Below are 22,706 nucleotides of genomic sequence, written 5' to 3'. Positions count from 1 at the left end.
TAAAAAAGCTCTGCACCGGGTTTCATCCGATGCAGAACTCGTATTACTTTTCAAACATATTTCGTATTAATGTTTCAAGTATTTGTGGCATTTCAACAAACGCACTATCTACTTGCAATCGTTCTGTCCGTTGGTGTGCATCTTTTCCAAATGGACCCACATTCAACACAGGTGCTTTAAGTTCTGCCATCTCAGCGAAAGGAATGCTGTACGTATTTCCCCAAACAGGTGTGTTTTGTTCAAATGCTACCCAGCCATTGCCTTCGTCTTCATAATTGACGTAACTGAGATCACAAATTCCATTGAAGTAATGGATTTGATCCAACTCTAGGTCGAATTTTTTCGCCTCGCTTTGAACCAATGCAATCGATTCCTTCACTAATGGATTATCTGATGTATTGACAGCGGGGTAATACGGTGGCGCATAGAAAATAACCGTTGCCGGTGCGAGCTCTTGACACTGTATCATCAAATTATCAACGATTTCAATACACATTTCGCGATCATCGGCTTCAACATTTTCAAGTACTGTAGTTTTCAATCGCTCAACTTCTTCGAGACCAAGCTTTTCAGTAGCGTATGTTAACAACTCTTCATAGCGAATCACACGAAGATCTCCTACACCATTCACTTGCTCTCTGTCACAAACTGCTTTATAAGCCGCATTGCATTCATCCATTGCTTCTTGTGCAACTTGTTCAAACAAATCCATCACTTCGTCTGCCGTACGTTTAAAGAGAAATACGTTATATAACGCAGCAGCCCGGTAAGGGGTTTGTGTTGAATATTGTGTTTTCAAATCTTTCTGCTGTAGCGAAACCGGTAAAGGTGTCGTTTCACCAAGATCTGATTCACTAAACAGTGGATTCCATTCCATCCGCTGCGTGAGGAATGAAGCGATATAATTAGCCGTAATCCCTCTCAGTGGCTCACCGACATGCGTTTCTTTTCCATAAAACAATGCAGACGGCATAATCTTACCGATTGTACCTGAATAAATGTATTCTTTATTGTCTTCAGGTCCTTGTGAAAACGAAGGTTCACCGTTCAAAAATAATTTATATGTAAGTCCGTGAATATCACGTAAACGAACAAGCTCAGTCACTGCAACACGCATACCAGCAGAGTTTACTTCCTCGTCCGGAACCGTTGTAAGTAAAAGATTAATAGGCCATTGTTCGATACTGGCTTTTTCAAGAAGTGATAAATGAAGGGTAAGTCCCATTTTCATATCCATCGTCCCACGGCCAAATAAATACTTTCCACTTTCAAGATCGATTCGAGCCGCTTCTGGAAGCTCATCCTTATGGTCCAACAATTTTCTTGTCAATTCTTCCGGATTAAAAGCAAGAGGTTCTAAAATGCCATACTCCTCAGTTTGAACTGTATCGAAATGACTGATGAGTACAATGGTTTCAGTCGCTTCTGGGTGTTTATATAATGCAGTAACGGTTTGTCTTCCCATACCTGCATCATGAAGTTCTAAATGATCCGGATTTTCTTGAAAATAAGAAAGACGTGTCAATTTCGCCTCCAATTTGGGTGCAAATGTAACTTCACCTTCCGTTAATGTACGGCTATCCCAACTTACGAGTTCGCATAGTAATGCACGAAGTTTTTCAGGTGTATTCCATAAGTAATTTGTCATAATAACGTCTCCTTTAAATTTAATACTTTAAACTTTTATAGTTGTTGTATAAACTTTTCTAATCGATCCATTCCCTCTACTAGAACAGGCATCGCATACGCATAAGACAGGCGTATATAACCTTCTCCATACACTGAAAACGCACTTCCTGGTACAGCGGCAACTCCGCCTTCTTTAAGAAGTTTTGTCGCGAAACTAAATGAATCTAGCCCGTACTTTTCAATAGAAGGAAAAATATAAAATGCTCCATTTGGTTTAATCGTATCCAGACCCATTCCTACCAGTCTTTCATAAACAAAATCACGACGCTTGATATACTCTTTATTCATTTCATCCGGTATATGTCTACAGTTATTTAAAGCTTCGATTCCCGCATATTGACTTGGTACAGAAGCGCATACAGAGTTATATAAATGGACTTTCACAATATGATTCATAATTTCTTCTGGCCCTAAAACGTATCCAATTCTCCAGCCCGTCATTGAATGTGATTTAGACAATCCATGAATTAAAAATAAACGGTCTCTTAAGCTTTCATATTGCGCAAATGATACATGTTCTCCAGAAAAAGTATTCTCGCTGTAGATTTCATCTGTTAAAACATAAATCGGATGTTCTTCAAGAACTTTTACGATTTCATCCATATGTTCCTTTTCAAGAGTTACACCTGTAGGATTAGATGGGAAATTAAAAAGGATTGCTTTTGTTTTAGAAGTAATGAGTGATTTGAGTCGTTCCGGTGATGGACGAAAACCTGTATCTGAAGTATCCATATAAACAACTTTCGCTCCACACAATTCAATAATTGGCTCATAACCAAGATAGAGCGGTGTTGGCAAGATAACTTCATCGCCAGGTGACAGTATTGTCCGGAAAGTTGAATCGATTGCTTCACTCGCGCCAGCTGTAATGACTATTTCGTTGACTGGGTTATATGTAAAACCATACTTGTCCGAAAAGAACGAAGAAACGGCTTGTCTAAGTTCTAGTAGGCCTGCGTTATGTGAATAGCCTGTTTGGTCGTTGTTAATTGCATCAATGCCTGCTTGTTTAACGGCTTCAGGCGTTGGAAAATCAGGTTGACCAATTGTTAAATTTACAGCATCCGGATAATCTACAAGTTGGTTCGAAAACGCTCGAATTCCAGGCACTTGTAACGCTTTAGCTCTTTCATTAATTGGTATCTTCATTTTATTCATCCTTTAAGAATCTTATTTACCTAATCGATTAGGTATATACGTAATCACTAACAAGCAATCATTGTGAGTGATTGCATTAGTGTAGAGTCTATTCAGTTTCTTTGCTTTTATAATAATACAAGAATCTTTCTTCGATATTCTTCAAATGAATCGTCATTTCCTTAGTAGCTAAATCGACATCTTTCAATTTTATCGCCTCAACAATTCGCTGGTGCTCTTCGTAAGCACCCTTTGCACTCATATGAACTGTATTGGATAACATTATAAATGCCCTATTTACTCCTGAATTCACTTGATGAATCATTTCTCTAATTTTACTATTCTCATTTTCCGAAGCCAAAATCAGGTGAAACTCTCTATCATAATCAATGAATTCTTGATAATCATCTTCTTTTATTGCATCCATTTGTCTATCGAGGTTTTCTTCTAACTCATGGATAAAAACCGGATCCTCCACAAAGACAACTTTTCCAATATTGTATATCTCAAGCACACTTCGCAGCTCCATAAAATCCAACGAATCCTCTTTTGTGAACGTAGCAACTGTCGCAGGCTTTCCTTTATTTAAAACAACAAGACCTTCAGCAGCCAGTCTTCTAATTGCTTCTCTTAGTGGTGTACGACTGACCCCTAAATCTGCTGCTAGTCTTTCTTCTGGAAGCTCTATTTCTGAAGCCAACTTACCAGACATAATTGCTGTTTTTAGTAAAGAATAGGCTTGCTCAGCCAATGATGCAGAAGCTTTAACTTTTTCCAACATTCCACCCCCTGTAAATCATATCTACGATTCAAAATAGGTACTTTATACAAGTCTTAGTATACTATCGCGATTAGTTGGACTTCATTATCACTGTGATTTTCAAAACCATGACTTTGACCTTTTTTAATTAAACATAAGTCTCCAGTTTTCACATTAACTCGTTCTTCGTTGTGATTAAGAAAAACACCCTCACCTTCCAATACATAATAGGCCTCCGCATCATCCGTATGTAGATGATAACCTATTGTAGAATGAGGATGAATAACCACTTTGGCAAATAGAGATAATCCATCTACTAAATCTTCTTTAGTAACATTTTCATGAATTTCAATACTTCCAATGCCTCCACGACAGTTAGGGATAACTACTTTATCTTTTGTGCCTTTAATCATAAGAACCCCTCCTTAATCAAACAGATTTGGAATAAATGTTGAAATTGCTGGGAATAAAATGATCATTACCACGACAACAGCAACAATTGCGATTACATGTAAAATGTACGGGAATGTATCTTCTATGCCCATATCTCTATCCGTAATGCTACATCCTGCGATTATAGATAATCCAACTGGTGGTGTAATATTTGCCAATGCAAAGTTCATAATAAGTACCATTCCAAAATGAATTGGATCGATTCCATATTGCAACGCAATCGGCATGAATATCGGACTTAGCAATATGATTAGAGAAGTAACCTCCGTTAATGTACCTAGAATAAATAAAACTAGGGATACAATTAATAAGAATTGCAACGGAGTACTTGCAAACTGTAAAAAGAATTTTGAAATCATTTCTGGAATTCTGTTGGCAGTTAGTACATAAGTAAATCCACTTGCAACGGAAATAATAATCAATATTGTTGCAGAAGTTGTTGCAGAAGTTATCATGATTTCTTTAAACTTCTTTAAAGTCAATTCTTTATAAAACATTGATAAAATGAAACCATATACAACTGCTATTACAGCAGCTTCTGTAGCAGTTACAAGTCCACTAAAAATACCACCTAAAATAAAGATAGGAGCCATTAATGGGAAGAACGCTTGTAAACATATCTTCAAAAATTCTGAACCAGTAGGCTTAGTTTGTTCTATTACTCCAAACCCTTTTTTCTTCGACATATAGGCTACATAGATACAGAGAACTACCGTTAATAAAATTCCCGGTAAAAAACCAGCAATGAATAATTTCCCGATAGATATGTTTGCTGTGATACCTAAGATAACCATCGTAATACTAGGAGGTATGATTAGCCCTAATACACCCGCGGGACCAATAATAGCCGCAATAAAAGAGTTACTGTATTTTTGCTCCTTCATTCTTGGAACAATTACAGATCCAACAGCATACGTAGTAGCTACTGTTGAGCCGGACACTGCACCAAAAAAGGCACTTGTTACAACTGCCGTCATTCCTAGCCCACCTGAAAACCTTCCAACTATAACATCAGCCAATGCCATCAGTCTCTTAGTTAGGCCACCTTTACCCATAATATTACCCGCTAAAATAAAGAGAGGTAATGCTAAATAGGAGAAGTTATTTACACCTGCAAACATTCTTTGAACCATTATTTCTAATGAAATATCACTGAAAAACAATACTCCCATTGAAACAATACCAATTGTAAATGCGATAGGCATCCCCAGAAATAGTAAAACGAAAAATAAGAGTAGAACTGCTATTATCATAATGTAACCTCTCCTTGTCTTGAATTAGAGGGATTAATCATATTTGCAAGTATAAAGTAGATTGAAAACAAGGAGCTAATCGGTATGACTCCATAAAATATTCCCATAGGCAACTGAAGTGCCGGAGATGTTGTCGACATAGTAGTCATCGTTAATTTAAATCCATAAACTACTAGCACACCAAAGAATACAATCATTAATATATGTATAAGAAAATCAATCTTTTTCTGCTTGTTTATGTTAACCAATCCTACAAAATAACGGACACCTAAATGCATTTTCTCGTAGATTGCTAAACTTGTACCAAGGAACGTTAACCAAACGATTAATAACCTTGCCAACTCTTCTGTTCCAGGTAATGAATATTTGATGAACCTTGAAAACACTTGAACAAATACAATAATTGTTAATCCTGTAATTGCGAGTACACATAATATTGATAAAAACGCTACAATACTCTTGGTCAATTTAGTTAACATGATATCCTCCTTTACACTCTTGACGATGGATAATAAAAGCAATAGCTAATAAAGTAAAATTTAGATGCGCTTTATATCGAAGAAGATAAATCTCCTTGTTTAAATAACATAATTCAAACAAGGAGATTCAACAATTACCAACCAGAAGCGTCTCTATAAATATCCATTAACTCTTTCCCGAACACATCTTTTTCCCACTCTTCATATACAGGCAACATTTTTTCACGGAAAGCATTTGTGTCTACATCATCGTTAACAAGCATTCCTTTGCTTTTCAGTTCTTCTATATATTCTAATTCCACTTCATCGTTCTTAACTTGAACCTCTTTTGAAATTCGCTCGGATTCCTCTAAAATGACCTTTTGGTCTTCAGAGGAAATTTTATCCCATGTACCATTATCTACAACCATCATGATCGTATTGTAAAAATGTCCTGTTAATGAAAGATACTTTTGAACCTCGTTAAACTTTGGTGCAACAATATTTGCTAAAGGATTTTCTTGAGCATCCAAAGCTCCTTGTTGCAATGCACCATAAACCTCACTAAACGCCATTGCAGTAGGTAGTGCATTTAACTCTTCAAATGCATCAATACGAAGTTTCGACTGAGCTACACGAATTTTTAAACCTTCTACATCTTCCGGTGTTACGATTGGTTTTTTATTGTTTGTAATATGTCTAAAACCCCACTCAACATAACCAATCTTTTTCATACCTTTTTCATCCATTACTTTTGCTAAATATTCACCGAATTCACCTTTATAAGCTTCACGAGCATGCTCAATATCTTTCCACATATAAGGTAAGTCTTCAATTGCCATTTTCATATCAAGAGATTGCATAGTACCAACCATAATTGCTGCTGATTCCATAGTTCCCAATTGAACTTGCTCCAACATTTCCGTTTCAGATCCTAATTGACTGTTTGGAAATACGTCTATTTCTACGCGACCTTCTGTTTTCTCGCTAATTTTTTCTGCCATATCGTTTATTAAATCCGAAGCCGGTGTTCCCTCTGACAATGCATGGCCAAGCTGCAATTTAACTTTTTCTTCGCCATCTTTTGAGTCTCCAGAACTAGAACACCCTGCCATTACAATTAAAAACAGAATTGAACCTATTAATGTATATGTAATTTTTTTCATAATTTATATTCCCCCTATTTTTAGTTGAATTCAAAAGATCAAAATAATATATTGCATGGTACCGCTTACAATCACTATTCTAATAATATCTTATATTTTCATTCTTCTAGCCTCCCGCTCAAGTGTATACTGTATACACCTCTGGTTTTTAGATTACAGTAGACAAAATTAATTGTCAACTCTTTTTTAATAGAATACTTCGATATGTTAAAAACAGCTTCCCTTCTATAAGAGTAGATTGTATTTAAGGTTTTTGCCCTGATTCCTTAATTGCACACATTTCCTTTCATTAGGCGATCCACAGTTTTCATCAAAAAAGCTCTGTGCGGGTTTTCATTCAGCACAGAGACCTTATTACTTTTTAAATACTTTTCGTAATAATGTTTCAATTAATTATCGTACGCATTTCATCAGTAAAAGTCATACAGTGGGACTCCTTATTTTTAGGAGTCTTTTCTCATTTAAAACATACTTTTTTTAAAAAAGCACAAACTGATTTACATAAAGCTGAAAATTTTCACTTCCTATATTAAAAAAGCCGTTTCAACTTTTGATGTTCAAACATAAGGTACATGTATATGCACAATTTCTGTAACTACTTTCATTTTTTCTATTTACAAATAAATCAAAATAAGTTATGCTGTTAAAAGTTGCACGAGGGAAACTTTTAGTTTATCTTAGAGATAGACTAATAACTATTCAATAATGATTTATATATAACGCACTGAAAGACCCCCCTAGCTTTTAATAGTCAAAAGTATTCGTTTGCTTAAAAAGTTGCACAAGGGAAACTCTTCTTAAAAAATAACACTAATTCAGGAGGCAAACAGAATGATCGATCCGATAAAAGTATCAAATGTAAGCGTGTCGTATGACGGTAACGAGGTTGTGACAGATGTGTCGTTTTCATTTGGGCCCGGGAAACTAATCGGTGTGCTTGGGCCGAACGGAGCGGGAAAATCAACCTTAATGAAAGCAATGCTTGGACTAATTCGTAAAGACAGCGGAGATGTCCGATTTGGAACAAAAAAAATTGATGAGATGCGTAAACGAATTGCCTATGTACCCCAGCGTTCGAATATCGATTGGAATTTCCCAATCATCGTAAAGGATACGGTACTCATTGGGACTTATCCAAAAACCGGACTGCTTAGACGTCCAAAAAAGGCAGATAAAGAATGGGCACTAGAATGTTTGAAATTAGTCGGTATGGAGGAATTTGCAAATCGTCAAATTGGCGAACTCTCAGGAGGCCAACAACAACGAGTGTTTCTTGCAAGAGCTCTTGCTCAAAAGGCGGATTATTTTTTCCTTGACGAACCGTTTGTTGGTATAGATGTGTCAAGCGAAGAAGTCATCATTAACATATTACGCAAATTAAAAAATGAAGGGAAAATTGTCTTTGTAGTACACCATGATTTATCAAAAGTAAAAACATATTTTGATGAACTCGTTCTTATTAATAAAGTATTAATAAGTGCAGGACCTGTCAGCACAGTGTTCCAATCAAACAACATGTCGAAAGCTTATGAAAGACAACTTACATTGGAAAGCTTGGAGGTTTCTATGTAATGGAATTTATTAATGATTTAATGACCTATGGATTTTTACAAAAAGCCTTTGTCACCTCAATTATGGTAGGTGTCATTTGTGGAATAATCGGGAGTTTTATTGTTCTACGTGGTATGGCACTAATGGGAGATGCGATTTCACATGCAGTTCTACCAGGTGTAGCAATTTCCTACATGCTTGGCATCAATTTCTTTTACGGTGCTGTCGCAACAGGTGTTTTGACAGCATTTGGGATCGGAGCGATTTCACAAAACAGTCGCATTAAAAATGACTCTTCCATCGGTCTCGTATTCTCCGCATTTTTTGCACTCGGAATCATTTTAATCACGAAGGCCGGCAGCGCGACCGATCTGACTCAAATATTGTTTGGAAATGTATTGTCTGTTCAGACTTCAGACATGTGGTTGACACTAGCTGTCGGATCATTTGTCATTCTAGTTGTCATATTGTTCTTTAAAGAATTACTTGTATCTAGTTTCGATGAGACAATGGCTGCTGCATATGGTTTAAAAGTCCGTTTAATTCACTATACCATCATGTTTTTATTGACACTTGTCACAGTTGCATCATTGCAGACGGTCGGCGTTATCTTAGTAGTTTCTATGTTAATCACACCTGCTTCAACGGCATATTTACTAACAAACCGTCTTTCTGTCATGGTTGTTTTGGCAGCTTTCTTCGGTGCTTTATCTTCGGTTATCGGTCTATACTTCAGTTTCTTGTATAACCTACCATCTGGTCCCGTGATTGCGCTTGCTACATTTTCTATATTCGTACTTGCTTTTCTATTCGCACCTAAACAAGGCATTGTATCGAAGAAAATTAGAGCGATGAGCAAGAAAAAGGTAGTCACAAACTAAACATCTCATTATGCTAATGAACCATGTACTTCCAGGCAGAAAATATAAACTAAAAAAAGGGGTAGAATTAAGAACATGAAGAATTTAAGTAAATGGTTCGTTCTCGGATTGCTTGCAGTATTTATGCTTGCAGCTTGTGGTAACGACAAAGAAACCAATGGAAAAAACGATGATAAAAACAATGAGTCATCAGAATCAAGCGACAAATTAAAAGTGGTTACATCCTTTACAATTATTGCGGATATGGCTAGAGAAATCGGAGGAGAGTTTGTAGAAGTTTATAATCTTGTGCCTACTGGTACAGATCCTCATGAATACGAGCCTTTACCAAATGATATTAAAGCAGCCACCAATGCAGACATTCTTTTCTACAACGGTTTAAATCTTGAAGGTGGAGAACACGGTTGGTTTATGAAAATGATGAAAACAGTCAAACAAAAAGATGAAAACATCTACAGTTTAACAGAAAGAGTAGAACCTAAATATTTGTCAGGTGGCGACGAGCGTGATGAGGAAATTAACCCTCACGCATTTATTGACCCTGCGGTTGGTGTCAAAATGGCTGAAGATATGCGCGATGCATTAGTGAACAATCACCCAACAAACAGTGAAAAAATTAAGGAACTCGGTGATGCATATGTACAACGTTTAAAAGATCTTGATGCAGATTTTGAAGAACGCATCAGCACGATTCCAGAAGAAAACCGAATTCTAGTTACAAGTGAGCGTGCTTTCCAGTACTTGAACGACCACTACGGTTTAAAAGAAGCCTACATCTGGGAAATTGATACAGAAGAAAACGGCTCTCCAAAACAAATTAAAGATCTTGTGAACTTTATCCAGTCTCATAAAGTACCTGTTCTCTTCGTAGAATCGAACGTTGACACACGACCAATGGAAACAGTGTCTGCCGAGAGTGGCGTTCCGATTGCTGAAAAACCAATTTATTCAGATGAAATTGGAGACCCTGGTGATGAAGTTGATACGTATGTGAAATACCTAGAATACAATATGAATTTAATTCATGATGAATTAGGTAAAGTTAGATAATTAGAGATTAAGACAACAAAGAAGCCACTCTATTTAAAGGAGTGGCTTCTTTTTGTATGGTTTTTTTAGCGATTAAGTGAAGACAATGATTGCTAAAATCGCTGCAAGTACAAGTCTGTAAATCGCAAACGGTACGAGTTTAACTTTCGAGATGAGCTTCAAGAAGAAGCGAATCGAGATGAGTGCAAAAACAAATGCACTGACAAAACCAACGATGTAAAACGAGAGATCATCCATTGAAAGGTGTTCCCAGTTTTTCAGGACCGATACAAGACTTGCACCAATCATAATCGGCACTGCCATAATGAATGTGAAATCAGCTGCTGTCTTGTGATTCATACCAAACAAAACACCGCCTGAAATGGTTGCTCCTGAACGTGAAAACCCTGGCCATAATGATAGACACTGAACAAGTCCAACCGTAAAAGCTTGCTTGTATGTAATCTGATCCAATGTTTTCACTGGCGGATTTTTAGGTCCGAATTTATCCGCGGCTATCATCAGTATTGCTCCCACAACCAAAGCATATATGACTGTTTTGATTCCTGATAATTCCAAGTCAATAAAATCTTTGAAAATGAAACCAACGATTACCGCCGGCAACATACCAACAATGACATGAGCCAAATTGAATCGGTCATTCATTTTTTGTCCGTCTATTTTATAAAGACCTACTAAACTGAAGAGACGTTTCCAAAAAACAATAACAACCGCTAATATTGATCCAAGCTGTATGACAATTTTAAATGTAAATGCCGACCGATCTCCAAGAAAGTTTGTTATCTGTAACCACATATCATCTACAATAATGAGATGCCCCGTTGATGATACAGGTGCAAATTCGGTCATTCCTTCAACAAACCCTAATATAAGTGCTTTTAATAACTCAACAAAATCCATAAGGTTTTACGCTCTCTTTCTGCGGAAGCGGATATACCAAAAACAAACCACAAATCCGCTAAACACTAGTAATAAATAAACAATGTAAGAATAGATATCCATATACTGTACAATGAGTTCCCAGTTCTTACCTACAGCAGCACCAACTGAAACAAGGATTGTATTCCAAATCAAGCTTCCAACCGTTGTAAGCAACAAAAACAATGGAAAATTCATATTCGCCATACCTGCAGGAATCGAAATTAGACTTCGTATAAGTGGAACCAATCGACAAAAGAATACCGTCCATGGTCCAAACTTATTGAACCACTCTTCTGCTCTATGGACGTCTTTTCTCGTAAGCCGCAGTATGGAGCCAAAACGATCCACAAACCTTTCCAAAACGCTTACATCAACGAGAAGACCAATACTGTACAAAACCATAGCCCCAATAACCGAACCAACAGTCGCCACTCCAATGACACCTATTCGAGTCATTTCAGAATGAGTCGTCATAAATCCACCAAATGTAAGAATCACTTCTGACGGAATAGGTGGAAATAAGTTTTCAAGCATTATTAATAAGAATACACCAAAATAACCAAACTGGCTCATAAAATCAATAATCCATTCTTCCACACCAAGCCTCCATCAATCTATTTTTCTAGAAAACCCAAGCAAGAATAGCTGATACCGTTTATTGGACGCCTATTATCGGGTTTAGTTCCGTCGTCCTTCTCCTTACTTTACGCGATATCGAGAAAAGTTATTACATTTCTAACCGCTGTGGACAAGTCTTCTTTATTAACAATTATCCACATGGTTCAGGCATAACTTTTGAATTTGTGGATTGTTTCAGAATATTAAGACGTTTTTCGACTAAATCGTACATTATTTGTATAACTATCCACAACTCTTGTTACACACTTGGATAGTACTTCTTTTTTATCACTGCATACAGTATGTATCCAATCAACGCACCCGACGTATTAAAAATTAAATCATCTATCTCTGCGCTCCGATTTGTAAACAACATTTGAAACAACTCTATTGTTAGAGAATACCCAAATCCATAGACGCCAATTGCAATAAGATTGCGACACCGCTTAAATAAAAGCGCTAGAAAAAAACCGAACGGTATTGTCATCATGATATTGCCCACAGCAAAGTACGTAGCAAGTTTAGGCGTTCGACCGTATTGCGTAAGAATTTCTTTAAATGGCGACCACTGCATTTCCAAAACATGAGTATATGGAGCAATAAATTGAAATGGATAAAACGTAAGATGAAACACGATTAATAAGTACGTGAAGAAGAGGTAGATTCCAACTTCGCGAGCGATTTTGACATTTCCTTGTGTTTTGTATTTAGATATACGCGACACCAAAAATACGGATATTGCCAACAGGGCAATTATGAAAAAAGGCACTTTCAAGCCTAAATGCGCAGCACCTGTGAAAACAGCAAAAAGAATTAATACAACAGGAAACATCCAACCATATCCAATAGTTACTAATGCCGAAAACCCTAAAACAATTGTACTTGGAATGAATACAAAAAGAATTATTGTTAAAAAGATATCTGACATTCTATCCCCGTAAAACAATGAGGCTGTTGAAATACACGTCAGAATAAGTGCCACTGGAAGAACCCACGGTAATTTTCTCATGCATGATACTCCGTTCATAAGTTTACGATTCACTTACTATTGTAACAGAATGTCTTCGGTTTATTTCTATAATAAAAAGAAAAGCCATCCGAAATCAAATCGGATGGCTTACCGTTAAACTTCCTTAAGTTGTTCAGACAATTGCTTGCGAAGTACTCTTTTCAAAAACTTTCCTACAGATGTTTTTGGAATTTCAGCCATAAATACAATATCATCTGGAATCCATAACTTCGCAAATTGTGTTCCTAGATAATCGAGCAATTCCTTTTTCATCGGATCGTCTGCTTTTTGCCCGTCTTTTAAAACGACACAAGCAAGTGGCCTCTCTTGCCATTTTTCATGTGGCACAGCTATGACCGCTGCTTCAAAGACTGCTTCGTGCGTCATTAAAGCATTTTCAAGATCTACTGAGGAAATCCATTCTCCCCCACTTTTTATAAGATCAGCTGTCCGGTCCATCAATTTAAGATAACCGTCTTCAGTCATTACTGCTATATCTCCTGTATAGAGCCAACCGTCTTTAAATGCTTCCGCAGTGCGCTCGTCCTTATAATATTCACTTGCAATCCAAGGGCCTTTAATCGTTAATTCGCCCATTGTTTTTCCATCCCACGGAACCACTCCATCGTCATTCACAATTCGAACTTCAAGCCCAGGCATTGTAAGTCCTTGTAGAGCTCGAATGTCAATTTTTTCATCCGCCGACAGGCTTTCCATTTTCGATGTGAATACGGATAGACTAACAAGCGGAGACGTTTCAGTAAGGCCATAGCCTACAATAAAAGGTACCCCGTGCTTTTCTTCAAAAGCGCGAATCAAACCTTTCGGAGAAGCAGCCCCACCGCAAACAATTGCCCGTAAAGACGAGATATCACGCGGATTTTCTTCAAGCTCTTTAAGTACCGCAAGCCAAATCGTTGGTACACCTGCTGTTATTGTGACCTTTTCTTTCTCTATTAAATCAAGGATGAGCGCGGGGTTGAATCCGGGTCCCGCAAGAACTTGCGTCGTTCCAAAGAATACTGCCGCAAAAGGTATTCCCCAAGCATTGACATGGAACATTGGCACGATTGGCATTGCTACATCACGCTCACGTATGCCCATTGCATCTGCGAGTCCGAGAGCATAACTATGAAGCACAATGCCTCTATGTGTGTAGACTACGCCTTTTGGATTCCCAGTAGTTGCGGAAGTATAACACATACCCGCTGGTGAATTTTCATCGAGATCTTCTGGGAACTCATACAAATCTGATGCCGCATCCAGCAGTGCCTCATACGAATGCACATTTGGAAGTGTAGTCTCTGGAACCTCTTTACTATCCCCCATAATGACGTAATGTTTCACTGTTTTAAGCATCGGTGCGAGTTGCGCCAAATGCGGAAACAGATTGTCATCTACTAGTAGTATTTCATCTTCTGCATGGTTAATGACATACGCAATATGTTCTGGAGATAAGCGAATATTAATCATATGAAGAATCGCACCGGTACAAGGTACACCAAAATATGCCTCTAAGTGGCGGTGATGATTCCATCCAAACGAACCGACTTTCGTACCTTGCTTCATACCTAGTTTCGTTAGTGCATCTGCAAGTTTACGTGTTCGTTTTGCCCAATCACGATATGGAATTCGGTGAATGGTATCTTCAGCTGTCCGTGAAATGATTAACTTGTCTGGAAAGAATTGTTCTGCCCTTTTTATAAACGAAGACAATAGTAGTGGTGTTTGCATCATAATCATCCATCTCCTTTTTAGTTGGAATAATTGGTTTGTTAGAAAAACTCCTGATGAATAAGCGCAAAAAAAGTAGTACAATGCCCCAGATAATACTATGAGATTTCCAAAACATTTAGAACAAGCCTTCACAAAATCATCTATCACACACAGACGAGTTAATAGACTTTTCACTTAATATAAGTTTACATGAAAACGCTTACAAATGATAGGTATATCTTAGATGGATTCAGCCTTAAGTCGTAGAAGAAAATCCGTATAATGCCCGTTTGGACAAGCCGGGAAACAATATAAGATTAAGTTATCAACGAAAGGAGGAACAACAGATGAAAAAATTTGGTCTTGTACTATTAGGCATTATCGCAGGAATCGTCGCTTTGGCAAATCTTGGATCCCTACTAGCACTCGTAATTTCAGTGGCGATTGCGTATGCGGGGTTCCATTACTTTAGAAAAAGCACCTCTACCTTTCCAAAATTGTTCTGGGGCGTAGTCCTACTTATAGGAATTCTCACTGCAATTTCAAACATACCTGCCTTCATCGGCATCATCGCTTTAATCGGCATGCTTTATGTTTGGAATAAATGGAAAGGCGTAAAGAATCCTTCAGTCATTCAGAAATCAAAGGATCCATTCGTAAACTTCGAACGCCAGTGGAATGAAATAACAAAATAACGAGGAGGAATAACTTATGAACTCACTTTGGAATCGTTTTAAATATACGGTACAGGCAGATCTTCATACTGCATTTGACAAAAAAGAAACCAAAAACCCAATCGCCATGCTCAATCAATATATTCGCGAGGCGGAGAAACAAACCGAATCTATCGGAATGTTTCTTGAACGACAAAGTAAACTGCAAGTAGAGTTGCAAAAAGAGATGAACGAAGCTGAAAATATGGCGAACAAACGTCGTGGCCAACTTGAACTGGCTAAGGAAAATAATGAGGAAGATCTAATTGCCTTTGCAGAAGCAGAAATTACCGCATACAACACGCGTGCTGCTGAGCTTTCGAATAGTGTTCTTGAAGCAGCTAATGAATTATGTATTCTTGAACGAAAATTTGAAGAAATGAAACATAAAGTAAAGGATATGAAAGTTCGACAACTTCAACTTATGGGGAAAGAAAATGTAACTCGAGCCCATCATCGAATGGATCAAGTGATTTCTCCTAGCAATGCAGAAAACAATTTTGCTACTGTAAATGAGATGAATGCATATATCGAAAACCTCGGAGGTAAGATTAACCAAGAATACGAGGCCTCATCGATGGAAAGAAGATTGGAATCCTTAACAAAGAATTCAACAAAAGAAGAAGTAATTGTGTAAACTATAAGATAGAGGAAGGCGTTAAGACTCGCCTTCCTTATAAATAATTCATCGACATCTAGAAGGGGGAATACAGTTATGAAACGAATCGACACGAGTAAAATTACATTTTGGGTAGTTGCATTCCTTCTTCTCATTTTCCTTGAGTCGGCTTTCTTTCACAATGGGAATATCGTGTTCGTCCTTCTAGGTGCCGGACTGCTTTATTATGGTTCTCGTAAACGCTCAAAATGGATGTTTGTACTCGGAATCATTTTTATCGTCATGGCGCTTCTTACTTTGTGGAGTTTACGCCTTTTAATCTTCATGATTATTGTTTATATCTTAGTGAACCTCTGGAAAGGCATTCCTTCTGAAGAAATCATGCGTCCAATAAAGGAATTTCAAAAAGAAACACCCAATGGGATTTGGAAAAACAATTTGTTTTCCATTCAATCCTCCCCTTTTTCATCTTACGAATGGGAGGACATTCAAATTCAAGGGATTTTCGGGGATATCCATATTGACGTTACGGATACGGTTCTGCCAAAAGGTACTTCTTTCATAGCTGTTCGCCAAGGTATCGGAAAGATTAAAATCGAATTACCTTATGAAATTCCCGTTCGCATTCATTACACATCATTACTTGGGGACGCCAAAATATTTGACATCACACGAAAGCGTTTGATCAATGAGTCTCTTTATATGAAGGATAGTTACGAAGGGAAACGAGACAATGATCCCGAGTTAATCATTTCACTCTCGACATGGCTTGGAGATATTGAGGTGACAAGAAAATGAAATCATTTATTGGTCGTGGAGTGTTTTTATCTATTTTATTTACAAGTATCGCAGCCGTCTATGTATTCTTCCTTCTCGACGTACCCATTGAAGAAAGTTGGTCCGTATTTATTGAACTACAGTATTCAGATGTCCCTCTAAGTTGGTGGATTCTAAATACAGCACTTGTTCTTGGCTGGGGCATCGCAATTTGGATGTATTCTATTGATCGCTCGAAAGAAAAAGCAATCGAAATTCGAATGGCTAAATTAATGGACCAGGAAAAAATTCAGTATCCGAAAGAAAAGTTTACTCCCCGAATGGACAGAGCAATTGACACAGTTTCAACTGTGATCCAAACACAGAAAAAAAGTTTGCAACGAATTATTGAAGAACGCGCAGAAACACAGGACCAACTCATTCAAGAACGAATCATACAAGAACGACAACGTCTTGCACGGGAATTACATGATTCCGTTTCCCAGCAATTATTTGCGGCTTCCATGTTATTGTCCGCACTGACGGAGGGAAGCGACAACGAACACTTACAAAAACCTTTGCTGCAAGTGGAACGAATGGTACAACAAGCACAGCTCGAAATGCGGGCACTTTTACTTCATTTACGCCCCGCCGCACTTAATAACAAGTCTCTTGCCAAAGGACTTGAAGAGTTGTTGGAAGAACTAAAAGAAAAAGTACTATTCGACATCCGCTATCGTCTAGAAGAAGTATCTTTATCAAAAGGCGCAGAAGACCATCTTTTTCGGATTGCACAAGAAACATTGTCAAACACACTTCGTCATGCACAAGCGTCAGAAGTCGATGTATTATTTGTCGAACGCGACGGTCTTGCAATATTCCGTGTACAAGACAATGGTATTGGATTTAAAGTAAGTGATGGCAAGGGCGGATCCTACGGTTTACAAAACGTCAAAGAGCGTGCAATTGAAATTGGCGGAACATGCAAAATTGTTTCAGTCCCCGCGCAGGGAACAATTGTAGAAGTACAACTGCCTATTGGAAATGGAGAGGATTCGAATGATTAAAATTTTACTTGTAGATGATCATGAAATGGTACGCATCGGTGTATCTACCTATTTGCAGATTCAGCCGGATATGGAGGTTATCGGAGAAGCAGTTAACGGACTGGAAGCAGTTGAAAAAGCACTTTTGTTAAGACCGGACATTATTTTAATGGATATGGTGATGCCGGAAATGAATGGCGCTGAGGCAACTGCGGCGATTATTAAGGAATGGCCGGAAGCAAAGATTGTCATTGTCACAAGTTTTCTAGATGACGACAAAGTATATCCAGCACTTGAGGCGGGTGCAATAAGTTATATATTGAAAACATCCAACGCCAAACGAATTGCAGAAGCCATTCGGGAAACATTAAAAGGACAAACTGTTTTAGAACCTGAAGTGACTACGAAAATGATGAAAAGAATGCGAGCTAACAACGACCGACTTCCCCATCAAGATTTAACGGAACGCGAGATCGAAATATTACTGCAACTCGCAAAAGGGAAATCAAATCAAGAAATTGCAGATGAGTTGTTCATCGCATTGAAGACAGTTAAAACTCACGTCAGTAATCTCCTTTCAAAACTAGGAGTTCAAGACCGAACACAGGCAGTCATCTATGCTTTTCAACATGAATTGGTGAAATAAGCTTTCTAAAATGTCCCTGGTTGTTTAAATTTATGTAATAATTTTTTCTTTTCTACACATAAAAAAACAGCCCTATTTTAAGGCTGTTCTTCCTTACTTTTATTGTCGCTGAAAGCTGAGGGCTTATGTTCCCCTTTATCATTTGTTTCATTTTCACGAAAAACCTGTGTAGAGTCCGATTCCGATGGATCAGAAAGCGGAAGCTCTTTTCCACCATCTTTCATATGCACATCACGGTTAGGTTCAAAATCAGCTTTATTAGGATATTTATCATTGTGCTTAGCCATAATATCTCCTCTTTTCCTATTTAATTCTCACAACTATTTATTCGTTGGAGGGATAGAAATACGGATAAAATCAATCGTTTACCATGTCCAACTCCAAGTACTCTTTTAGTACTTCGGTTCGAACAAGGTCTTCTCCTTTATTATATTAAAAAAACAATAAAGAATTAGTCCTCACTTCTACAATACCCTTAAAGACGAATACTCAAACATATGCCTATGTTTGAGTATCTGAAGACTGGATAAAACTGCATGACCTAGCTAAAATGAACTTTGGCAAATCACACAGTTTTTCTACCTATGAATTCGTAGGAATTTCTACAGTTACTTTGAATAAATCACCATCAAGTTCGACTTTCATATTACCGCCATGCATATCGACAATCGACTGTGCAATGGCAAGACCCAGACCTGAACCTTCCGTATGTCTTGATGTATCCGCGCGTTTGAAACGTTCGAATAATTCATCAACATTCTCACCTAGCTCATACTTCGTCACGTTCTTCACGATGAATTCCGCAGTCCCCCCCACTTTCCGGAGCGTAATATAGACACGTGTTCCCGGCATCGTATATTTAATTGCATTTAAAATTAAATTGTCGAGGACACGCCACCATCTCTGCCCATCAACGAAAGCGATCAGTGCAGTCTCAGGAAGTGTTGTTCGGAAATCCAGACCAGATGTCACAATCTCTTCTTCGTGCTCCGCCAATGCTTGTTGAAGAAGTTGCGTTAAATCGACTCGTTGCTTGTTCAATTCCAAATTACCGCTGGCCATCTTAGATACTTCAAACAAATCCTCTATTAATGTTTTTAGCCTCTGTGATTTTGCATCAATAATATCGACATACTTTGCACGCTCTTCAGCGGATATATTTTCACCTTTAAGCAAGTCCGTATACGTAATGATTGATGTGAGTGGAGTTCGTAAATCATGGCTTACATTCGTAATCAATTCCGTTTTCAAACGTTCACTTTTTGCTTGTTCGCTCATTGAACTCCGTACACCTTCACGAAGATTGTTCAAACTGACTGCATGATCCGCAAGTGGTGATTTCCCTTCAATCGGGATTGGTTCATGAAGCGTCCCATTAGCCATTGCTTCAGTCGCGTGGATTATACGATTTAAATATGCAGAACGTCTTACAAAGATATAGAGAATTGGTAAAGCAAAGATGACTACGAGTGGAATATAAACAATGATTAGCATTGGTTGAAACGCAACCACCATGAACCCTATTCCAGCCAAGAAAAAACCTATGAGCAAAAGGAATGTTTGCATACCAATCGTTTTTCTTACAAATGAATCTTGTAGTGCTAAGAAAAATTTCAAAGTATAACTGTTTTTAATGTCTTCTTCCAACATGCCTTTATGTTTCAAACGTTCAACGATATTCACAAGTTGGAAAGCAATAAATGCAACGGCAACCGCCAAAGCAATGAGCCAAAAAATGCGCTCTGCCCAAATGCCTGTATTGTACTGGTAATAGAACCCGAAGAGTTCCACTGCTCTAAAATGAATTAATTGCACTGTAAATAAAAGTGTAAGGAATACAATCACTGCTTTCAAATCAATTTTCAATCGATTGTAGCGTGCTGTAAATTCCGACTTCAAAACCCATTCTTTTTTGAATTTCAACACTGTAAATAATGCAACCGCCGCCAATATTCCAAGCAACCAAATCGTGTACGTACTGTACTTTCTTTTATTATAATCCTTCACTTCCGCACTTAAAGCACCTTTCGTGAGTGCTGCTTTCGGAACAATGACAAGTCCTTCGAATGTTCGAATAGGGTTTTTATAAGAAGGTATGTCACTACTAGATTCTGTCGCATATTCGTCCCCCCATGAAGGCCCTATCGCATTCATACTATAGCCATCATCAAACCAATTCATATTCGAATCATTTGAAGGAATTGAACTCGCCTTATATAATCCATCAGATGTATTAAATGACTTTTGATACGCCTCCGGTTCAGATGATTCGATGTTACCCGAAGAAAAGGTCTCCCCATTTTTCACATCTGTAAATTTGTAGTAGATCGGGAAACTTCTTGCTTCAGAATCCTTAATACTCTCCAAATAATGGTCAATTGCAACTGTTTTTTCAGTTCGTATTTTTTCTTCTACATGAGTATCATTTTCAAAGTTTTTTTGGATATCCTCAATTTTATTATCGCGTTCTTTAGTAAGAGATTCTTCCAAAACTTTATTTTTCGCTTCTGCTGCTTCTGCAATACGGTCCATATATTGTCCTTGTATGTCCGAAATCTGGTCACCCAGTGATCCATATCGATTCCGATGCTCTTCAATTTCTTCTCTCGTTACTTGAATCGATTTTATTGCCTCTTCCCGATCTAACGGGTTGAGTACAGCAGGACCAATTTGAGAATAAAATGCATCCATTTCACTTTGAAATTGTGGTGTGTCTACGTAACTTTTCCCTACATATTTCGGTGCTGTTTCCATAAAAGATGACACAGCAATTAAGACGAGTGCTGCAAGCATAGCCCACATAAATAGCAGAAGACGATTACTTTTCATACTCATACGCCTCCTTTAATAGACCACATAAGTTGTGCGATCAGTTGACTTGAACGACCCATTCCACTGTTAACTATATCGATGACGTGGGAGAAACAGTATGCAATGCTCACTATTGCGATGACTATACCAATAACAGACCAAACAATTGCAGAATCATTTTTCGATTTTGTAACCAATTCCCCACACCACCTTTACGTATCTCGGATTTTTTGGATCCGTTTCGATCTTTTCACGAATTTTCCGTATGTGAACAGCAACGATGTTTTCCGCATTGTATGCTTCTTCATTCCAAACACGTTCATAAATATCGTTAATGGAAAACACACGTCCCGCATTTTTCATGAGCAGTTCTGTAATTTTATATTCAATCGGTGTAAGCTTTACGACAACATCTTCAACTGTAATCTCTTTTGCCTCCTCATCAAGAGTAAGTCCATCAATTACAATCTTTTGTTGTTTCCCGTCATACGTGCCAAATTGCACATAACGCCGCAATTGAGATTTCACACGGGCCATTAATTCCATCGGGTGGAACGGCTTCGTTACGTAATCATCAGCCCCGACGGATAATCCGTGGATTTTATCGGAGTCCTCAGCTTTTGCGCTCAACATGATAATCGGAATGTTACGATTTTCTCTAATTTTAAATGTCGCTGTGATACCGTCCATATTGGGCATCATAATATCGAGTATGAGGAGATGTACCTCGTTCTTCTCCAGGAGTTCAAGAGCCTCTTTGCCATCCGCAGCCTTTAGCACCTCATACCCTTCATTTTTCAAATAAATTTCAATCCCGTCGCGAATTTCCTGGTCGTCATCCGCAACGAGTACTGTGAACTTAGTCATCATCCGCACCTCGCTTTTCTCTATGATACCAATTCTAGCGGGTGAATCTTAATATTCACCCACTGTAATTATGAAGAATTTCTTAAGATGGAATTAAATCTATATAAAAGTCTTGGACAGGAAGGACTTTTTCAAAAATAAGCATGCTTACAATTAACACTTTGACTGTTATCTATGGTGATTCCGGGGACATTACGCGATTCAGAGGACATCCATGGCAATGGCGCGGATATAAGTCAGGGTTGAGAGGACATTACAGAGGATTCCGGGGACATTACCCGATTCAGAGGACATCCCTGGCAATGGCGCGGACATAAGTCAGGATTGAGAGGACATCACAGAGGATGGCGGGGACATAACGAGATTCAGAGGACATCCATGGCAATGGCGCGGACATAAGTCGGGATTGAGGGGACATAATGCGATTGAGAGGACATCAATGGAAATTGTGCGGACATAAGTCAGGGTTGAGAGGACATCACAGTCAAGTCCATAGTCTTGTGTACTTTTCCTTAATCGTGTTTTCAACTTTTCACTTTGTATATAGAATTCACACGAAGCTAGATAACTCGCGACTTTACTTGGA

23 protein-coding genes are annotated in these 22,706 nt (G+C 38.1%); 8 read left to right on the top strand and 15 right to left on the bottom strand.

The window, feature by feature from the left end:
- Positions 1 to 43 precede the first annotated feature (43 nt).
- From ACFSFY_RS04955 to ACFSFY_RS04925, 7 genes are all read right to left on the bottom strand, one after another.
- Complete coding sequence (locus ACFSFY_RS04955) at positions 44 to 1,648, bottom strand: M20/M25/M40 family metallo-hydrolase (RefSeq protein WP_381536073.1); 1,605 nt, start codon at positions 1,646 to 1,648, stop codon at positions 44 to 46.
- A gap of 35 nt (positions 1,649 to 1,683) precedes the next feature.
- A complete protein-coding gene (locus ACFSFY_RS04950) occupies positions 1,684 to 2,838 on the bottom strand; it encodes an aminotransferase class I/II-fold pyridoxal phosphate-dependent enzyme (RefSeq protein WP_381536072.1) in 1,155 nt (384 codons plus the stop codon).
- A 97-nt stretch (positions 2,839 to 2,935) separates the two neighbouring features.
- Positions 2,936 to 3,604 (bottom strand): GntR family transcriptional regulator, encoded by a 669-nt coding sequence (locus tag ACFSFY_RS04945; protein ID WP_381536071.1) that lies wholly within the window; start codon positions 3,602 to 3,604, stop codon positions 2,936 to 2,938.
- A gap of 56 nt (positions 3,605 to 3,660) precedes the next feature.
- Positions 3,661 to 3,999 (bottom strand): cupin domain-containing protein, encoded by a 339-nt coding sequence (locus ACFSFY_RS04940; protein WP_381536070.1) that lies wholly within the window; start codon positions 3,997 to 3,999, stop codon positions 3,661 to 3,663.
- A gap of 12 nt (positions 4,000 to 4,011) precedes the next feature.
- Complete coding sequence (locus ACFSFY_RS04935) at positions 4,012 to 5,292, bottom strand: TRAP transporter large permease (RefSeq protein WP_381536069.1); 1,281 nt, start codon at positions 5,290 to 5,292, stop codon at positions 4,012 to 4,014.
- Positions 5,289 to 5,771 carry a TRAP transporter small permease gene (locus tag ACFSFY_RS04930; protein ID WP_381536068.1) on the bottom strand — a complete coding sequence of 161 codons (483 nt, stop codon included), beginning with the start codon at positions 5,769 to 5,771 and terminating at the stop codon, positions 5,289 to 5,291. The genes ACFSFY_RS04935 and ACFSFY_RS04930 overlap by 4 nt, the downstream gene beginning before the upstream one ends.
- Before the next feature lie 134 nt (positions 5,772 to 5,905).
- Positions 5,906 to 6,916, bottom strand: coding sequence for a DctP family TRAP transporter solute-binding subunit (locus ACFSFY_RS04925; protein WP_381536067.1), 1,011 nt, complete (start codon positions 6,914 to 6,916; stop codon positions 5,906 to 5,908).
- Positions 6,917 to 7,747: 831 nt separating this feature from the next.
- On the opposite strand from ACFSFY_RS04925, the gene ACFSFY_RS04920 reads away from it, so the two are divergent.
- The 3 genes from ACFSFY_RS04920 (at position 7,748) to ACFSFY_RS04910 (ending at position 10,398) form a co-directional block, all read left to right on the top strand.
- Positions 7,748 to 8,488, top strand: a complete 741-nt coding sequence (locus ACFSFY_RS04920; RefSeq protein WP_381536066.1) for a metal ABC transporter ATP-binding protein — start codon at positions 7,748 to 7,750, stop codon at positions 8,486 to 8,488.
- Positions 8,488 to 9,348, top strand: coding sequence for a metal ABC transporter permease (locus tag ACFSFY_RS04915; RefSeq protein WP_381536065.1), 861 nt, complete (start codon positions 8,488 to 8,490; stop codon positions 9,346 to 9,348). Before ACFSFY_RS04920 ends, ACFSFY_RS04915 begins: the two co-directional genes overlap by 1 nt.
- Positions 9,349 to 9,423: 75 nt before the next feature.
- The gene (locus ACFSFY_RS04910; protein ID WP_381536064.1) at positions 9,424 to 10,398 is read left to right on the top strand and encodes a metal ABC transporter solute-binding protein, Zn/Mn family; all 975 of its coding nucleotides are present in this window, start codon (positions 9,424 to 9,426) and stop codon (positions 10,396 to 10,398) included.
- 72 nt (positions 10,399 to 10,470) lie between these two features.
- Here ACFSFY_RS04910 and ACFSFY_RS04905 read toward each other — a convergent pair whose 3' ends face one another.
- From ACFSFY_RS04905 to ACFSFY_RS04890, 4 genes are all read right to left on the bottom strand, one after another.
- Complete coding sequence (locus tag ACFSFY_RS04905; RefSeq protein WP_381536063.1) at positions 10,471 to 11,298, bottom strand: undecaprenyl-diphosphate phosphatase; 828 nt, start codon at positions 11,296 to 11,298, stop codon at positions 10,471 to 10,473.
- Positions 11,299 to 11,304: 6 nt separating this feature from the next.
- The gene (locus ACFSFY_RS04900) at positions 11,305 to 11,916 is read right to left on the bottom strand and encodes a DedA family protein (protein WP_381536062.1); all 612 of its coding nucleotides are present in this window, start codon (positions 11,914 to 11,916) and stop codon (positions 11,305 to 11,307) included.
- A gap of 280 nt (positions 11,917 to 12,196) precedes the next feature.
- Complete coding sequence (locus tag ACFSFY_RS04895) at positions 12,197 to 12,946, bottom strand: VanZ family protein (RefSeq protein WP_381536061.1); 750 nt, start codon at positions 12,944 to 12,946, stop codon at positions 12,197 to 12,199.
- 114 nt (positions 12,947 to 13,060) lie between these two features.
- Positions 13,061 to 14,683 carry a long-chain fatty acid--CoA ligase gene (locus tag ACFSFY_RS04890; protein ID WP_381536060.1) on the bottom strand — a complete coding sequence of 541 codons (1,623 nt, stop codon included), beginning with the start codon at positions 14,681 to 14,683 and terminating at the stop codon, positions 13,061 to 13,063.
- Positions 14,684 to 15,009: 326 nt separating this feature from the next.
- Here ACFSFY_RS04890 and ACFSFY_RS04885 point away from each other — a divergent pair, with 326 nt between their 5' ends.
- The 5 genes from ACFSFY_RS04885 (at position 15,010) to ACFSFY_RS04865 (ending at position 18,442) form a co-directional block, all read left to right on the top strand.
- The gene (locus ACFSFY_RS04885; RefSeq protein WP_381536059.1) at positions 15,010 to 15,357 is read left to right on the top strand and encodes a lmo0954 family membrane protein; all 348 of its coding nucleotides are present in this window, start codon (positions 15,010 to 15,012) and stop codon (positions 15,355 to 15,357) included.
- A gap of 16 nt (positions 15,358 to 15,373) precedes the next feature.
- On the top strand, positions 15,374 to 16,012 hold the full coding sequence (locus ACFSFY_RS04880; RefSeq protein ID WP_381536058.1) for a PspA/IM30 family protein: 639 nt from the start codon (positions 15,374 to 15,376) through the stop codon (positions 16,010 to 16,012).
- 78 nt (positions 16,013 to 16,090) lie between these two features.
- A complete protein-coding gene (gene liaF, locus ACFSFY_RS04875; protein ID WP_381536057.1) occupies positions 16,091 to 16,792 on the top strand; it encodes a cell wall-active antibiotics response protein LiaF in 702 nt (233 codons plus the stop codon).
- On the top strand, positions 16,789 to 17,817 hold the full coding sequence (locus ACFSFY_RS04870; protein WP_381536056.1) for a sensor histidine kinase: 1,029 nt from the start codon (positions 16,789 to 16,791) through the stop codon (positions 17,815 to 17,817). The genes liaF and ACFSFY_RS04870 overlap by 4 nt, the downstream gene beginning before the upstream one ends.
- Positions 17,810 to 18,442 (top strand): response regulator, encoded by a 633-nt coding sequence (locus ACFSFY_RS04865; protein WP_381536055.1) that lies wholly within the window; start codon positions 17,810 to 17,812, stop codon positions 18,440 to 18,442. The genes ACFSFY_RS04870 and ACFSFY_RS04865 overlap by 8 nt, the downstream gene beginning before the upstream one ends.
- 77 nt (positions 18,443 to 18,519) lie before the next feature.
- On the opposite strand, the gene ACFSFY_RS04860 is transcribed toward ACFSFY_RS04865, so the two are convergent.
- The 4 genes from ACFSFY_RS04860 to ACFSFY_RS04845 form a co-directional block, all read right to left on the bottom strand.
- Positions 18,520 to 18,729, bottom strand: coding sequence for a hypothetical protein (locus ACFSFY_RS04860; RefSeq protein ID WP_381536054.1), 210 nt, complete (start codon positions 18,727 to 18,729; stop codon positions 18,520 to 18,522).
- Positions 18,730 to 19,024: 295 nt separating this feature from the next.
- Positions 19,025 to 21,271, bottom strand: a complete 2,247-nt coding sequence (locus ACFSFY_RS04855) for a sensor histidine kinase (protein WP_381536053.1) — start codon at positions 21,269 to 21,271, stop codon at positions 19,025 to 19,027.
- A gap of 2 nt (positions 21,272 to 21,273) precedes the next feature.
- Positions 21,274 to 21,450, bottom strand: a complete 177-nt coding sequence (locus tag ACFSFY_RS04850) for a hypothetical protein (RefSeq protein ID WP_381536052.1) — start codon at positions 21,448 to 21,450, stop codon at positions 21,274 to 21,276.
- Positions 21,428 to 22,120 (bottom strand): response regulator transcription factor, encoded by a 693-nt coding sequence (locus tag ACFSFY_RS04845; protein ID WP_381536051.1) that lies wholly within the window; start codon positions 22,118 to 22,120, stop codon positions 21,428 to 21,430. Before ACFSFY_RS04845 ends, ACFSFY_RS04850 begins: the two co-directional genes overlap by 23 nt.
- Positions 22,121 to 22,706 lie beyond the last annotated feature (586 nt).

The sequence above is a fragment of the Sporosarcina siberiensis genome, assembly GCF_042681925.1.
In the GTDB taxonomy this organism is placed as follows: domain Bacteria; phylum Bacillota; class Bacilli; order Bacillales_A; family Planococcaceae; genus Sporosarcina; species Sporosarcina siberiensis.
Note: the sequence above shows the minus strand (reverse complement) of the source record. Positions and strands in the feature narration are given on the sequence as shown.

What these genes read in the sequence shown, in the direction of transcription:
- ACFSFY_RS04885 (WP_381536059.1), top strand. Translation starts at nt 15,010, where the DNA reads ATGAAAAAATTTGGTCTTGTACTATTAGGCATTATCGCAGGAATCGTC.
- ACFSFY_RS04915 (WP_381536065.1), top strand. Translation starts at nt 8,488, where the DNA reads ATGGAATTTATTAATGATTTAATGACCTATGGATTTTTACAAAAAGCC.
- ACFSFY_RS04870 (WP_381536056.1), top strand. Translation starts at nt 16,789, where the DNA reads ATGAAATCATTTATTGGTCGTGGAGTGTTTTTATCTATTTTATTTACA.
- ACFSFY_RS04925 (WP_381536067.1), bottom strand. Translation starts at nt 6,916, where the DNA reads ATGAAAAAAATTACATATACATTAATAGGTTCAATTCTGTTTTTAATT.
- ACFSFY_RS04860 (WP_381536054.1), bottom strand. Translation starts at nt 18,729, where the DNA reads ATGGCTAAGCACAATGATAAATATCCTAATAAAGCTGATTTTGAACCT.
- ACFSFY_RS04905 (WP_381536063.1), bottom strand. Translation starts at nt 11,298, where the DNA reads ATGGATTTTGTTGAGTTATTAAAAGCACTTATATTAGGGTTTGTTGAA.
- ACFSFY_RS04880 (WP_381536058.1), top strand. Translation starts at nt 15,374, where the DNA reads ATGAACTCACTTTGGAATCGTTTTAAATATACGGTACAGGCAGATCTT.
- ACFSFY_RS04955 (WP_381536073.1), bottom strand. Translation starts at nt 1,648, where the DNA reads ATGACAAATTACTTATGGAATACACCTGAAAAACTTCGTGCATTACTA.
- ACFSFY_RS04935 (WP_381536069.1), bottom strand. Translation starts at nt 5,292, where the DNA reads ATGATAATAGCAGTTCTACTCTTATTTTTCGTTTTACTATTTCTGGGG.
- ACFSFY_RS04890 (WP_381536060.1), bottom strand. Translation starts at nt 14,683, where the DNA reads ATGATGCAAACACCACTACTATTGTCTTCGTTTATAAAAAGGGCAGAA.
- ACFSFY_RS04910 (WP_381536064.1), top strand. Translation starts at nt 9,424, where the DNA reads ATGAAGAATTTAAGTAAATGGTTCGTTCTCGGATTGCTTGCAGTATTT.
- ACFSFY_RS04940 (WP_381536070.1), bottom strand. Translation starts at nt 3,999, where the DNA reads ATGATTAAAGGCACAAAAGATAAAGTAGTTATCCCTAACTGTCGTGGA.
- ACFSFY_RS04950 (WP_381536072.1), bottom strand. Translation starts at nt 2,838, where the DNA reads ATGAAGATACCAATTAATGAAAGAGCTAAAGCGTTACAAGTGCCTGGA.
- ACFSFY_RS04920 (WP_381536066.1), top strand. Translation starts at nt 7,748, where the DNA reads ATGATCGATCCGATAAAAGTATCAAATGTAAGCGTGTCGTATGACGGT.
- ACFSFY_RS04845 (WP_381536051.1), bottom strand. Translation starts at nt 22,120, where the DNA reads ATGACTAAGTTCACAGTACTCGTTGCGGATGACGACCAGGAAATTCGC.
- liaF (WP_381536057.1), top strand. Translation starts at nt 16,091, where the DNA reads ATGAAACGAATCGACACGAGTAAAATTACATTTTGGGTAGTTGCATTC.
- ACFSFY_RS04930 (WP_381536068.1), bottom strand. Translation starts at nt 5,771, where the DNA reads ATGTTAACTAAATTGACCAAGAGTATTGTAGCGTTTTTATCAATATTA.
- ACFSFY_RS04855 (WP_381536053.1), bottom strand. Translation starts at nt 21,271, where the DNA reads ATGAAAAGTAATCGTCTTCTGCTATTTATGTGGGCTATGCTTGCAGCA.
- ACFSFY_RS04895 (WP_381536061.1), bottom strand. Translation starts at nt 12,946, where the DNA reads ATGAGAAAATTACCGTGGGTTCTTCCAGTGGCACTTATTCTGACGTGT.
- ACFSFY_RS04865 (WP_381536055.1), top strand. Translation starts at nt 17,810, where the DNA reads ATGATTAAAATTTTACTTGTAGATGATCATGAAATGGTACGCATCGGT.